This is a genomic window from Cognatundibacterium rivi, assembly GCF_018139565.1.
In the GTDB taxonomy this organism is placed as follows: Bacteria; Pseudomonadota; Gammaproteobacteria; order Burkholderiales; family Burkholderiaceae_D; genus Undibacterium; species Undibacterium rivi.
The window spans coordinates 299,176-313,320 of the sequence record NZ_JAGSPK010000006.1 but is presented as its reverse complement, the minus strand read 5'-3'; the positions used below and the strand labels follow the sequence as shown (position 1 = coordinate 313,320).

At 52.5% G+C, this 14,145-nt stretch carries 13 protein-coding genes; 9 read left to right on the top strand and 4 right to left on the bottom strand.

What is annotated here, in order from left to right; all coding sequences use genetic code 11:
• Positions 1-22: 22 nt before the first annotated feature.
• From uvrA to ychF, 5 genes are all read left to right on the top strand, one after another.
• Positions 23-2,890, top strand: coding sequence for an excinuclease ABC subunit UvrA (gene uvrA / locus KDM87_RS16480; RefSeq protein ID WP_212680236.1), 2,868 nt, complete (start codon positions 23-25; stop codon positions 2,888-2,890).
• 7 nt (positions 2,891-2,897) lie between these two features.
• Positions 2,898-3,473 carry an aminoacyl-tRNA hydrolase gene (pth, locus tag KDM87_RS16475; protein ID WP_212680207.1) on the top strand — a complete coding sequence of 192 codons (576 nt, stop codon included), beginning with the start codon at positions 2,898-2,900 and terminating at the stop codon, positions 3,471-3,473.
• 16 nt (positions 3,474-3,489) lie between these two features.
• Positions 3,490-4,602 carry a patatin-like phospholipase family protein gene (locus KDM87_RS16470; RefSeq protein ID WP_212680206.1) on the top strand — a complete coding sequence of 371 codons (1,113 nt, stop codon included), beginning with the start codon at positions 3,490-3,492 and terminating at the stop codon, positions 4,600-4,602.
• Between the two features lie 243 nt (positions 4,603-4,845).
• Positions 4,846-6,240: an MATE family efflux transporter gene (locus KDM87_RS16465; RefSeq protein WP_212680205.1), complete on the top strand. Its 1,395-nt coding sequence runs from the start codon at positions 4,846-4,848 to the stop codon at positions 6,238-6,240.
• A 23-nt stretch (positions 6,241-6,263) separates the two neighbouring features.
• The gene (ychF, locus tag KDM87_RS16460) at positions 6,264-7,355 is read left to right on the top strand and encodes a redox-regulated ATPase YchF (RefSeq protein ID WP_186884480.1); all 1,092 of its coding nucleotides are present in this window, start codon (positions 6,264-6,266) and stop codon (positions 7,353-7,355) included.
• Between the two features lie 93 nt (positions 7,356-7,448).
• Here ychF and KDM87_RS16455 read toward each other — a convergent pair whose 3' ends face one another.
• Entirely contained in the window at positions 7,449-8,114 is a 666-nt protein-coding gene (locus tag KDM87_RS16455; RefSeq protein WP_212680204.1) for a cysteine hydrolase family protein, read from the bottom strand.
• 133 nt (positions 8,115-8,247) lie between these two features.
• On the opposite strand from KDM87_RS16455, the gene KDM87_RS16450 reads away from it, so the two are divergent.
• From KDM87_RS16450 to KDM87_RS16440, 3 genes are all read left to right on the top strand, one after another.
• Positions 8,248-9,264 (top strand): GlxA family transcriptional regulator, encoded by a 1,017-nt coding sequence (locus KDM87_RS16450; protein ID WP_212680203.1) that lies wholly within the window; start codon positions 8,248-8,250, stop codon positions 9,262-9,264.
• A 90-nt stretch (positions 9,265-9,354) separates the two neighbouring features.
• Positions 9,355-10,203 carry an MOSC domain-containing protein gene (locus tag KDM87_RS16445; RefSeq protein ID WP_212680202.1) on the top strand — a complete coding sequence of 283 codons (849 nt, stop codon included), beginning with the start codon at positions 9,355-9,357 and terminating at the stop codon, positions 10,201-10,203.
• A gap of 31 nt (positions 10,204-10,234) precedes the next feature.
• Positions 10,235-11,365 (top strand): GGDEF domain-containing protein, encoded by a 1,131-nt coding sequence (locus tag KDM87_RS16440; RefSeq protein ID WP_212680201.1) that lies wholly within the window; start codon positions 10,235-10,237, stop codon positions 11,363-11,365.
• Positions 11,366-11,383: 18 nt separating this feature from the next.
• On the opposite strand, the gene KDM87_RS16435 is transcribed toward KDM87_RS16440, so the two are convergent.
• The 3 genes from KDM87_RS16435 to rsmD form a co-directional block, all read right to left on the bottom strand.
• Positions 11,384-11,641, bottom strand: a complete 258-nt coding sequence (locus tag KDM87_RS16435; RefSeq protein WP_186884475.1) for a YfhL family 4Fe-4S dicluster ferredoxin — start codon at positions 11,639-11,641, stop codon at positions 11,384-11,386.
• A gap of 51 nt (positions 11,642-11,692) precedes the next feature.
• Positions 11,693-12,187 carry a pantetheine-phosphate adenylyltransferase gene (gene coaD / locus KDM87_RS16430; RefSeq protein ID WP_186884474.1) on the bottom strand — a complete coding sequence of 165 codons (495 nt, stop codon included), beginning with the start codon at positions 12,185-12,187 and terminating at the stop codon, positions 11,693-11,695.
• A 66-nt stretch (positions 12,188-12,253) separates the two neighbouring features.
• Complete coding sequence (gene rsmD / locus KDM87_RS16425) at positions 12,254-12,913, bottom strand: 16S rRNA (guanine(966)-N(2))-methyltransferase RsmD (RefSeq protein ID WP_212680200.1); 660 nt, start codon at positions 12,911-12,913, stop codon at positions 12,254-12,256.
• Between the two features lie 111 nt (positions 12,914-13,024).
• On the opposite strand from rsmD, the gene ftsY reads away from it, so the two are divergent.
• Positions 13,025-14,128: a signal recognition particle-docking protein FtsY gene (ftsY, locus tag KDM87_RS16420; protein WP_212680199.1), complete on the top strand. Its 1,104-nt coding sequence runs from the start codon at positions 13,025-13,027 to the stop codon at positions 14,126-14,128.
• Positions 14,129-14,145: the final 17 nt, after the last annotated feature.

Genomic DNA, 14,145 nt, shown 5'->3' with positions numbered 1-14,145 from the left:
CGATGCGGACGATATTGCGCTCATGCAAAAACGTGAGCTGATCCGCGTACGCGGTGCACGTACGCATAACCTGAAAAATATCAACATCGATTTGCCACGTAACAAGCTGGTCGTGATTACCGGCTTGTCTGGTTCAGGCAAATCGTCGCTGGCGTTTGACACGCTATACGCGGAAGGCCAGCGTCGTTACGTGGAATCATTGTCCGCGTATGCGCGGCAGTTTTTGCAGCTGATGGAAAAGCCGGATGTCGATCTGATCGAAGGTCTGTCACCGGCAATTTCGATAGAGCAGAAAGCAACTTCGCATAACCCGCGCTCCACCGTCGGTACAGTCACCGAAATTCACGATTATCTGCGTCTGTTATACGCCCGCGTTGGCACGCCATATTGCCCGGATCACCCGGAAAACCCGCTGGCCGCACAATCCGTATCGCAAATGGTCGATACCGTGCTGGCGATGCCGGAAGATACCAAACTGATGATACTGGCACCGGTGGTATCCAACCGTAAGGGCGAGCATGTCGATCTGTTCGAGCAGATGCAGGCGCAAGGTTTCGTGCGTTTTCGAGTGCAAAGCGGCACGCATGAAGCGAAGATTTATGAAGTCGATGATTTACCGAAATTAAAGAAAACGGAAAAACATACGATCGATGTGGTCGTTGATCGCGTGAAGGTCAAAGAAGAAATCAAGCAACGTCTGGCAGAGTCGTTTGAAACCTGCCTGCGCATCGCCAATGGCCGTGCTCTGGTGGTCGATATGGACAGCCAGCAGGAACAGTTGTTTTCAAATAAATTTGCCTGTCCGGTCTGCGGTTATGCATTACAGGAACTGGAACCGCGCCTGTTTTCGTTCAACAATCCTATGGGCGCTTGTCCGGAATGCGATGGGCTGGGTCATATCGAATTTTTCGATCCTAAACGTATCGTCGCTTTCCCGAATCTGTCGTTGGCGAGCGGTGCCGTCAAAGGCTGGGATCGCCGCAATCAGTTTTATTTCCAGATGCTGTCGAATCTGGCGGCGTTCTATGAATTTGATATCGATACGCCGTTTGAGCAATTACCAGAATCAGCGCAACAAATCATTTTGTATGGCTCCGGCAAACAAACCATACCGTTTACCTATATCAACGAAAAAGGCCGCACCGTCATCAAAGAACACACTTTTGAAGGCGTGGTAACCAACCTGCAACGACGCTATCGTGAAACTGATTCGATGGCGGTCAAAGAAGAGCTGGCGAAATTCATCAATGAAAAACAATGCCCGTCGTGTGACGGTGCGCGTCTGCGGGTAGAGGCACGCAATGTCAAAGTTGGTACAGGCAAACAGGAAAAAGCGATTTACGACATCAGCGCCATGCCTTTGCGCGAGACTCTGCATTTCTTTGAACATCTGACTTTGCACGGTGCGAAACGCGATATTGCTGACCGCATCATCAAAGAAATCACAGCGCGCCTGACTTTCCTGAATAACGTCGGCCTTGATTATCTGTCGCTGGAACGCAGTGCCGATACGCTCTCTGGCGGCGAAGCTCAGCGCATCCGTCTGGCATCGCAGATAGGCTCCGGGCTGACTGGTGTGATGTACGTATTGGATGAACCGTCCATCGGCTTGCATCAGCGCGATAACGACAGGCTGATCGACACCCTCAAACATCTGCGCGACATCGGTAACAGCGTGCTGGTAGTGGAGCATGATGAGGATGCGATACGTTGCGCAGATTTTGTGGTCGATATGGGCATCGGTGCCGGTGTGCATGGCGGTGAAGTGATCGCCCAAGGTACGCTGAATGACATCATGACAAACACACGCTCACTGACCGCAAAATATCTGAGCGGTGAACTGGAAATTTCAGTCCCGGCCAAGCGCCATGAAAGCCATCCGGACAAGCAATTAGTCATCGCCGGTGCGCGTGGCAATAACCTCAAAAATGAGACCATGCATTTGCCTGTCGGTTTGCTGACCTGCGTGACCGGTGTCTCTGGCTCAGGCAAATCCACGCTGGTGAACGACACGCTGTATCACGTTGCAGCGCGTCATCTGTATGGTTCGCAAACCGAACCGGCACCGTTTGATCATGTCAGCGGGTTGGAACATTTCGATAAAGTGATCTCGGTTGATCAGGCGCCGATCGGGCGTACACCACGTTCAAATCCGGCGACCTACACCGGTTTGTTCACACCGATACGCGATTTGTTTTCGACCGTACCAACCGCCAAAGAACGCGGTTACAGCGCAGGCCGTTTTTCATTCAATGTTAAAGGCGGCCGCTGCGAAGCCTGTCAGGGCGACGGCGTGATCAAAGTCGAAATGCATTTCCTGCCAGATGTGTATGTGCCATGCGATGTCTGCCACGGTAAGCGCTACAACCGCGAAACACTGGAAGTTCAGTACAAGGGTAAAAACATCCATCAGGTGCTGGAAATGACGGTTGAAGATGCGCATGAATTCTTCAAACCGGTGCCAGTGATTGCGCGTAAATTACAAACCTTGCTGGACGTAGGTCTGGGTTATGTTCGCCTCGGACAAAGCGCCACCACTTTGTCTGGCGGTGAAGCACAACGCGTCAAACTGTCGCTGGAATTATCCAAACGCGATACGGGCCGCACGCTGTATATTCTCGATGAACCAACGACAGGCCTGCATTTCCACGATATCGCCCTGCTGTTGAAAGTAATCCACCGACTGCGCGATCAAGGCAATACGCTGGTCATCATCGAACATAATCTGGACGTGATTAAAACCGCTGACTGGCTGATTGATCTGGGTCCCGAAGGCGGCGCTGGTGGTGGCCGTATCATCGCTACCGGTACGCCGGAACAAGTTGCAGCGAACCCCGACAGCGTGACCGGCAAATACCTGTTACCTCTTTTAAAGAAACACAAGAAGTAGTCTCACCATGTCTATTCGTCTGATTGTCGGCCTCGGTAATCCGGGGCCTGAGTATGAACAAACCCGCCACAATGCTGGCTTCTGGCTGATCGATCAGTTACGGGTCAGCTTGCAGCGGGATAAAAATTTTAATGCGCTGGTCGGTAAAACCCGTATCTCAGGCGAGGAAGTCTGGCTGCTGGAACCGCAAACGTTCATGAACCGTTCCGGCCAATCTGTCGGTGCGATTTGCCGCTTTTATAAAATCACACCGGATCAGGTGCTGGTGGTGCATGATGAACTCGATATGCTGCCCGGTGTCGCCAAACTGAAAAAAGGCGGTTCTTCCGGCGGCCATAACGGGCTCAAAGATATTACGGCAGCACTCGGCACGCAGGATTACTGGCGACTCCGCATTGGCATTGGTCATCCACGCACGCTGAATCTGAATCAGGGTGTCGCCGATTTTGTACTGCACAGGCCGCGTAAAGAAGAGCAGCCGCTGATCGACGAAGCAATCGCAAAAAGTCTGGATGTGCTGCCGCTGATGGTCGAAGGTCAGACCGCCGAAGCGATGACCCGTCTGCATACCAGCGCAAAGTAAGCGGGATATTACCAACATGCCTGCTTCCATCCAGATTTTTGCCGGAAAAGCGGCATTCGCACATGTGCAGAAAAATGGTCTGCAGGCGGCGGATATCGCGCTGATTCCCGCGGCTGCCGGCGGCCCCAAAGGCCTGATCCTGCAAGGTCTGGATCAATGGCTGTTTGGCGAATGGCTGGCTGCAGCACCGCGTCAGCGCACGCTGATCGGCGCATCCATCGGCGCGTGGCGCATGGCGGCGGCGAGTTGCGCCAACCCTGTCGCGGCATTTCAACGGCTGGCCGATCTGTATTGCGAACAGCAGTATCCGGAAAAACCACCAGCCGCGCTGGTGACACAAGAGATCTCGCAATTACTGCAAGGTTTTATCGGCGGTTACGAAGATGAAATCGTCACCAACCCTTTGCAGCATTTGCAGATACTGACGAATCGTGGCCGTGGTCTGTTGACGTCGCCCACCACTGCAACGCAGGCCAAAGCAGGTTTTGCCAGCGCCGCGCTCACCAATCTACTGTCACGCGACGCTCTGGCGCGGCACATAGAACGTGTCGTCATCGGTAATCGCGCCGGAGCTAGCGCCTGGCTGGAAAAGCCATTTGATCATTTCAAGACCCATTTGTGCGACTTAAATACGGATAATCTCGCGCCCGCATTGCTGGCATCCGGCACCCTGCCGCTGGTGATGGAACCAGTCCGGCAGATTCCCGGCGCACCCGCTGGCACTTACTGGGATGGCGGCATGATCGATTACCATCTGGCGCTGCCTTACGAGCGCATACAAAGCGGTGCAGACAAGTGCGATGCCGGGCTGGTGTTGTATCCGCATTTTACTGACCGCATCATTCCAGGCTGGCTCGATAAAGCGCTGCCGTGGCGGCGGGCTGGTAAAGGCCGTCATCGCAGTTGGGTCGATAATGTGATCATGATTTCGCCGTCGGCAGAATTTGTACGCCAGCTGCCACGCAGCAAATTGCCGGATCGGCAGGACTTTTTTCATTACGGGCTGAATCATGCGCTGCGGATTCAGCAATGGAAAATCGCCATCGCCGAAAGCGCCCGTATGCGCGATGATCTCGCCGCTTTCATCGCGCAACCGGACATGTCACAAGTTCGCCTCCTGAATCACTGAACTAATATCACTGAACTGATATCACCGAACGAACATCGCCGAACGAACATCGCCGAATTGAATTTCAAATCATCAGTCCTAATCAATATGCGCCTTACAAGAGATAAATGCTCTGCAAGGCCCATATTTACTTGGTGATGGAATAAAAACTATCCCAATCATCCCAATTTTGGTGCAGATTTTTGAGTCTGCATCGGTGATCGGTTAAGATGCTGATCCTTTTAAGAAAGACAGAAGTTCAGCATGAAAACCCGCATCCGTACCGAAGCCGCCGCTCTCTGGCAAATTGCCTGGCCCGTTTTAATTGGCCAGCTTGCCACGGTGGGCATGGGTGTCGCCGACGTTGCGATGACCGGGCATTTCAATGCCGAAGAGCTGGCTGCAGTCTCGCTCGGCACTTCACTCTGGACCATCGTACTGGTCACCGTGATGGGCATCATGATGGCGGTCAATGCCGTCGTTTCGCATGAAGTCGGCGCTGAACAATACGAGCGCGTGCCGCATATCGTCAGGCAATCGCTATGGCTGGGTCTTGGTGTCGGCCTCATCGCCTGCCTGTTACTGAATGCGTCCACTTTAGTCTTTTCGTATCTGCAACTGCAGCCCGAAGTGCAGGAAAAAGCGAGCCGCTTTGTGCATATCATCAGCATAGGCATGCCCGCTTTTGCGATGTACCGCGCCTTGTATGGCTACACCACCAGCCTGAATCAGACCAAGCCTGTGATGGTGATGGCACTCGGCGGACTGCTGTTTAATGTCGTCATGAACTGGCTGCTGATTTACGGTCATTTTGGTCTGCCGCAACTCGGTGCCAGCGGTTGTGCGGTGGCGACTGGTGTCGGCATCTGGCTGATGTTCGGTACGATGATCTGGTGGATGCGACGTGCTCCTGCGTACCGCGCGACCAATCCGTTTTCGCATATCGAGCCGCCGCACTGGGCTGAAATTCGTTCCACGCTCAAGCTGGGGCTGCCTATCGGTGTCACGTATTTTGCGGAAGTATCGGCATTTGCCTCAGTCGGTTTGCTGATCGCCCGTTTCGGTGTGATTGAAGTCGCGGCGAATCAGATTGCACTGAATTTTTCCTCGCTCGTGTTTATGGTGCCAATGAGTTTAGGCATCGCCATGACAACCCGCGTCGGGCAAGCCCTCGGCGAAGGCGATGAGCTGCGCGCGCGCTTTGTCTCCTGGGTCGGGGTCGGCTTCTCGCTGGCCTTTTCATTTGTCTCCGCAACCGGCATTACCGTATTCCGCGACAGTATTGCGGCGGCTTATACCTCAGACCCGGCAGTGCAAAAACTGGCGGCAGATCTGCTGTTATTCGCCGCTATTTTCCAGTTATCCGATGCCGCGCAGGTAACGGCTTCCTGTGCGATCCGTGGCTATAAAATCACCCGCACGCCGATGCTGATTCATCTGATGGCGTTTTACGGCTTTGCACTACCCATCGGCTGCTTGCTGGGTCTGGCACCGGAATGGATGCCGTGGCGGCCATCATCACCGATGGCATCGCAAGGATTCTGGATAGGGCTGATCCTGGGATTAACCATTGCTGGCGGCCTGTTACTCGCTTATTTGCAGCGTATCAGCAGTATCCGGGTCAGAATGGCAGTCAAATCCGGTAAAATAGCGGGTTAATTCAATCTGATCGGCAAAACACTATGAGTCTCCAATGCGGCATCGTCGGCCTGCCTAACGTCGGCAAATCCACCTTATTCAATGCACTGACTAAAGCGGGCATCCCGGCAGAAAACTATCCTTTCTGCACCATTGAGCCTAACGTCGGCGTAGTGGAAGTGCCTGACCCACGCCTGAAACAATTGTCCGAAATCGTCAAACCTGAACGCATCCAAAATGCGATTGTGGAATTTGTCGATATCGCCGGTCTGGTTGCTGGCGCATCCAAAGGCGAAGGTCTGGGTAACCAGTTCCTCGCGCACATCCGTGAAACCGATGCGATCGTCAATGTCGTGCGCTGCTTTGAAGATGACAATGTGATTCACGTTGCCGGTAAAGTCAGCCCGCTGGATGACATCGAAGTGATTCAAACCGAACTCGCGCTGGCCGATATGGGCAGTGTGGAAAAAGCGATCCACCGCGAAAACAAAAAAGCCCGTTCCGGCGACAAAGACGCCGCCAAACTGGTGGCTTTGCTTGAACGCATCATGCCAGCGCTGAACGAAGCCAAACCAGTCCGCGCACTGGGTCTGGATGCCGACGAAATGGCATTGATCAAACCACTGTGCCTGATCACCGCCAAGCCAGCAATGTATGTCGCCAACGTATCCGACGACGGCTTCACCAATAACCCGTTGCTGGATCAACTGACCGCATTTGCCGCATCCCAGAATGCGCCTATCGTGGCGATCTGCGCTGCGATCGAATCTGAAATCGCTGATCTGGATGATGCTGATAAAGCTGACTTCCTGGCCGATATGGGCATGGAAGAACCTGGCCTCGACCGCCTGATCCGCGCGGCCTACAAATTACTCGGTCTGCAAACTTACTTTACCGCAGGTGTTAAAGAAGTCCGCGCATGGACTATCCACATCGGCGACACTGCACCACAAGCCGCAGGTGTAATTCATACCGACTTTGAACGCGGCTTCATCCGTGCCCAGACCATCGCATTCGACGACTACATCGCCCACAAAGGCGAAGCCGGTGCCAAAGAAGCAGGCAAAATGCGCGCTGAAGGTAAAGAATATGTCGTCAAAGATGGCGACGTACTGAACTTCCTGTTTAACGTCTAAACTGAACGATAGAACTCAGACCTGCACAGGTCTGAGTTCACCCTAAAAAGCGGAGCCCTAGTTGGGCTCCGCTTTTTTTATTCGCGTCAGCGCTTAGGGCTGGTCAGGGCTTGCTGACGGTTTGCTGATTGCGTCCTGATGCGACGCGTAGATATTGCTGCGACTGAGCGGGACTTGTTGCTCCAGTGCGGCTAACCACTGGTCGGTACTGCAGGAGCTGGCAAAATTTGAATGGAATACCACCTGAAATACACGGTGGATCTCTTCCGCACTGGCAACGCCAGCAGCATTGCGGTACGGCAGCGAGCCGCTGGCATCGCTCAGGATTTCGACCTGATAGCCGCGATGGGCCGCTTCAAATATGGTGCTGGCGTTGCAGTTATGCGTCATATAGCCAACGATGCTCAGCGTGTCGATCTGTAAGGCCTGCAATTGCGCATCCAGCGTTGTTCCGCTAAATGCACTGGCCTTGGCTTTTTCTATCAAGACATCAAACGGTCGTTGTATCACCTCGTCATGCAATGCCCAGGTTGCGGAGCCACGGGCAAACACCGGGGAAGTTTCCGGCGCAGAATGTTGAATCAGGAAAACCGGAATACCGGCCTGATGCGCGGCGTCCATCGCCCGGCCTATCTGCAGTAAAGACGATTGTGGATCGGGATAACTGATGCGCATCTGACCACTGAAATATTCATTCTGTACGTCAATCACAATCAGGGCACGGCGTGGCGCGGATGGGTTTAATGCGGGAGCGGACATCTATTTTCCTTTTTCAGATAAGCGAGGCGAATCGGTATCAGCAACAAAAGCGGTGCTGTGTGAGTGAATATTTTGCGTGAAATTTGCTGTTTTTCAGAGTGACCCGATTGACATATTTAGATACAATCAGGCCATGCCGATAACATCTGCCACATTCATCAAATCCGCTGCATCACCGCTCACAATTGGCGTGCTGGCGTTTGATGGCATCAGCCCGTTTCATTTATCAGTACCCAGCCTGGTGTTCGGTGACTTACATAAATACGCTGACACCCCTGACATACGCTTACGTGTCTGCTCGCAGAAGAGTGCAGCAGGAAATCACAAAATCAGAACCAGCGCAGGCTATACGCTGGAAACCAAATATGGCCTGTCAACGCTCAGGCGAGCCGACATCATTATCATTCCCTCGTGGCACGAAGATTTAAGAGCGACGCCGGACGAGTTAATCAAATTGCTGCGCGTGGCAAACAAAAACGGGGCTCATATCGTTGGCCTTTGCCTCGGCGCTTTCGTCTTAGCCGATGCGGGTTTGCTGAATCAACGCGAGGCAACGACCCATTGGGCGCTGGCGCAGGAGTTTGCGCGTCGCTATCCGCAAGTCCATATTAAGCCGGATGTCCTGTACGTTGATCAGGACAAAATCACGACCTCGGCAGGAACTGCGGCGGGTATTGATTGCTGCCTTCATCTGCTGCGCAGCTACTTTGGTGCCGAGTTAGCGAATCAGGTTGCACGCAGGCTGGTGGTGGCTCCCCATCGCCAAGGCGGGCAAGCGCAATACATAGAACAACCTATACCCATACTTGCCAGCGACGATCGGTTAGGGAAAGTATTGCATTGGATGCACAGTCATTTAGATCAGACGCAAACGCTGGATATGCTGGCCAATAAAGCGCTGATGAGTCGCAGAACATTTACCCGTCATTTTCAGCAACTGACAGGAACCACGGTTGGTAAGTGGCTGCTGCATCAGAGACTGAACTTTGCGCAACGGCAATTGGAATCGAGCCGGCAATCTATCGAAGAGATTGCATCCGCTGCCGGGTTCGGCTCAGCATTACTGATGCGACGGTATTTTGCACAAGTGCTGAAAATTTCGCCTTCCGCCTACCGTTTGCAATTCCGCGGCACCGCTGATGGACGTTAAAAGTGATGTGATTGACAATTTAAGCTCACCCGTTTTGCCATAAGGCATTAAAATAGTTGCCCTGACCGCCTTTACTCTCAGATTTACCGCATGCCCTCCATTTCCGAACTCACGATGTATCCGATCAAATCCTGTGCTGGCATTGCGCTGACAGATGCAGTGATGACCGCGAGTGGATTGAGCTACGGCGGTGTCTGTGACCGTGAATGGATGCTGGTCGACGGAAGCGGTCTTTTTCTGACACAACGTGAATATCCCCGCATGGCCTGTCTGCGGGTAACTATTGCGGGTGACAACTTACGTGTCGATACCGATGCGATGGCAACCCTGAGTATTTCGCTGAAAGCGAATGCCGATGCGCAAAAAATCAAGGTTCAGATATGGGATACTGAAATCAGCGCCGATGACGCAGGTGAAGAAGCGGCGATCTGGTTTAGCAAAGCCTTAGGTACGCGATGCCGGCTGGTGCGTTTCTCGCCACAGACGCAGCGTTTTGCCAATACCAAATGGACCGGCGACACGCTGGCACCGACCCGATTCGCTGATGGCTATCCCATGCTGCTGATTGCACACGCCTCACTCGATGACCTGAATCGCAGAGCCGCGCTGCAAGGACGTCAGGCCGTTCCTATGAACCGCTTCCGCCCGAACATCGTCATTGATGGCGTTGAGGCATTCGAGGAAGACTACGCGGCCAGTTACCTTTTGAAGAATGGCATACAGCTGCGTCCTGTTAAACCCTGCCCGCGCTGCCCGATTCCGGCGGTCGATCAGGTAACAGGTGAAGTCGGCGCAAGCCCCGTCGATATTTTACAAAGCTATCGCGCCAACCCGATTGTCGATGGCGAAATTACGTTTGGCATGAACGTCATCCTCGAACAAGGTGCGGGTTTAGTGCTACACGTCGGCGATGAAGTTGAAATGCCGATCGCGTTTTGAATACCGCCTCCTCTCGAAAAAATAAGGAAGTATGGACAGAGCCAATGTGAACGCCAGACGTCAGGCACAAAGCCTGGAGAATCTCCGGGTGGAAAATCACGCCCTCCGCACACAGCTCGACGATATCCTGGAATTAGCTCACAGAAATCAAAGCATCCTCGCGCGTCATCAGAGTTTTGAATTAAAAATTATCGGTGCGAGTCATTTCAAAGAACTGATCAGCTATATTTTCAGCGAACTGGCAAACACTTCTGATCTTGATATCGTGACCCTTGCGCTGGTTGATCCGCGGCAGGATTTACAACAAATGCTGAACGACCTGCGCATTGATTTGCAAGAGTTTCCCGGTCTGCTATTTGTCCGCCACGAACACGAATTACAGACCAAAGCACTGCTGTCTTACAAACCGTTGCTAGGCAAATATCAGAGTCATTTGTACGGTAACTTATATCGCAGTTGTGCTAAAAAGCCCGCCAGTGTTGCGGTCATTCCCCTGGTGCGACAAAACCGCCTGATCGGTTATCTGAATCTCGGCAGCTTCTGCGCTGAGCGCTTCCTGACAACGATGGCAACTGATTTCATAGAACGCCTCGGTTCCATCATTGCAATCTGTTTAGAAAATGTTCTGAATAATGAACGACTCGTCTATATCGGACTGACAGATCCGCTGACGAATGTCAGTAACCGCCGCTATGTCGAACAACGCACGCTGGAAGAAATTGCCCGCGCCCGCCGCCAGTCTTACGGCATCGCCTGTATGTATCTGGACATCGATTTTTTCAAGAAAATTAATGATGAGCACGGCCATCAGGGCGGTGATGATGTTTTGTGTGAAGTGGCAAAGCGGATCAAGGCAGAGTTAAGACTCAGCGACACGCTGGGGCGCTTTGGTGGCGAGGAATTTGTCGTTTTACTGATTAATGCCAATCTGCAGGATGCCATGCTGGTCGCTGAACGCATACGTCGCAGCATCGCTGGAAAACCGTTTACGCTGTCAGATAAGGGACATTGTTCCACCACGATTTCTATCGGATTGACGACCGTATCGGAGAAACACAATCTCGGCGAAGCAACTGCGGTGGCAAGAGAAATGATCTCACGCGCCGACCGCGCTTTGTATGACGCTAAACGTTCCGGCAGAAATCAGGTACGTTGCGAATAACCGGTGGCGGTAACGAAATTATTTAACTTGTGCCGCTTGTAAATGTTCGTATTTCGCCTGCAACTGCGCTGGCGTCTCACGCCATTCAGGATTAAATGGAATACAGTTCACCGGGCAAACCTGCTTACATTGCGGTTCTTTGTAGTGACCAACACATTCCGTGCATTTATGCGGGTCGATTTCATAAATTTCCGGGCCCATAAAAATCGCGTCATTCGGGCATTCGGGTTCACACACGTCGCAGTTAATGCAATCGTCGGTAATCATCAGGGCCATACTTACTTCACTTTCATTTCATCTGCGCATCTGCGGTATGGCAGTCACGCTTTATTTACTTTCGTTCAGCGCGTCAACCTTCTGCTTGAGCCAGCGATCAACCGAAGGGAAAACGAACTTGGATACATCACCGCCAAACATGGCGATTTCACGCACGATCGTGCCTGAAATAAACTGATACTGGTCGGACGGCGTCAGGAACAGCGTTTCCACATCTGGCAACAAATAACGGTTCATTCCTGCCATCTGAAACTCATATTCAAAATCCGATACCGCCCGCAGACCACGCACAATCACGCGGGCATCATTTTTCCTGACGAAATCTTTGAGCAAGCCAGAAAAACTCTCCACCCGCACATTCGGATAATGTCCCAACACTTCATTCGCGATGCTCAGGCGTTCTTCCAGAGAGAAAAATGGCCGTTTGTTTTTACTGTCGGCAACACCCACCACCAAAGTATCAAAAAGACCTGAGGCGCGACGCACCAGATCTTCGTGACCGCGGGTCAGCGGATCAAATGTTCCCGGATAAACGGCTGTGACCATCTTGACTCCCTATTTTTTCGCTATTTGCGCTGTTTGCATAATGATATGCACTAAATTGATCTGGCATTATGCCTGATTTTCGTGCGCATTATGCTGCAAAATGTTGCGTTGCAGAATATGGAAATACACACTTCCGGCTTTATCCGCCCGTATCACCTGCCATCCGCTCAGCAATTCCAGCATATCCGGGTCACTGCTTTGCTCGTCGAGCGGAAATTCTGCCTCGACATACACATACCCATCCTCACTCAGCGCATCGTGGCAAACGGGCAAAATTTTTGCCAGCCAGCCTTGCCCGAAAGGTGGGTCCAGCAAGATGAGGTCAAATTTTTTCCCTTCGGCAGCCGCATTCGTGATCACTTTACCGGCGTCACCTCTGAGCAACTGGCACTGCTGCGCTTCGAGTTTAGCTTTAACCTGTTCGAGCTGCCTGAACGCTGGCGTATGTGACTCCACCATCGTGACCAGACGCGCACCACGGCTGGCAGCCTCAAATCCCAGCGCGCCGCTGCCGGCAAATAAATCCAGACAACTGACTTGCGCCCAATTCGCGTCAAAAAGATGGTTCAACCAGTTAAATGTCGTTTCACGGACACGGTCTGGCGTTGGCCTCAGGCCGTCAGCCTCAATCACGCTTAACAAGCTGCGTTTCCACTGGCCGCCGATGATACGCACCTGATGGGCGACTCTTTGAGGAGATACGGGTTTTTTAGTCTTGGTTTTCATTAGTTGAATGACACTGGTAAGTCAAATTACCCGGCGCGGTCTGTTAGAATGGCTGCATTCTAATACTTGGGTCAGCAGTTTGCAGCTTCCCCTCTCCGACAAAATTATCCGATGTTTAGTTTTTTCAAAAGAAAACCCAAAGAAGAACCGGTAGTAACGCCAGAAGTCGTTGCTACGCCTGCTTCTGCGGTAATACCGACTACACCTGCCGAGGTGCCGCAGACAATTGCCGAACCAGTAATACAACCGGTCACCACGACAACGCCTGTAACAGCATCTGTCGAAACGGTATCAGCGCCTGCGCCGCAACCGGAGCAAAAGCGTTCATGGCTGAGCCGCCTGAAAGCTGGTCTGGCCAAAACATCATCGAATCTGACCACGCTGTTTATCGGCGCACGTATCGATGATGACCTCTATGACGAACTCGAAGCGGCTTTATTGACATCCGACGCCGGCGTTGAAGCAACCTTGTTTTTGCTCGATACGCTGAAAAAGAAAGTCAAAGAAGAAAAATTAACCGAAGCAGAGCAAGTTAAAGCAGCGCTTAAAGCTTTGTTGCTGGAATTGCTTACGCCACTGCAAAAGCCGCTGGAACTGGGTCGTCACCAGCCTCTGGTCATGATGATTGCTGGCGTCAATGGCGCCGGAAAAACCACCACCATAGGCAAACTCGCGAAGCACATGCAAGTGCACCATCAGTCCGTGTTGCTGGCGGCTGGCGATACGTTCCGTGCTGCGGCGCGCGAGCAATTATCTATCTGGGGCGAGCGCAATGATGTGACCGTGATTTCGCAGGAATCCGGTGATCCGGCAGCGGTGGCGTTTGATGCCGTTGCATCCGCACGTGCACGCGGCACCGATGTCGTGATGGTGGATACCGCAGGGCGTTTGCCAACGCAGTTGCATCTGATGGAAGAACTGAAAAAGATCAAACGCGTGATCGGTAAAGGCATGGAAGGCGCTCCGCAGGAAGTGCTGTTGATCATTGACGGCAACACCGGACAAAACGCGCTGGCGCAAGTCAGAGCGTTTGACGATGCATTGCAGCTGACCGGTTTGATCATCACCAAATTAGATGGCACTGCAAAAGGTGGTGTTCTGGCTGCGATTGCAAAGACGCGCCCGATACCCGTCTATTTCATAGGTATCGGCGAGCAAATCGAAGATCTGCAACCATTCAACGCGCAGGAATTCGTCGACGCCTTGTTTAATTAAAATTACAGACAGTCAGT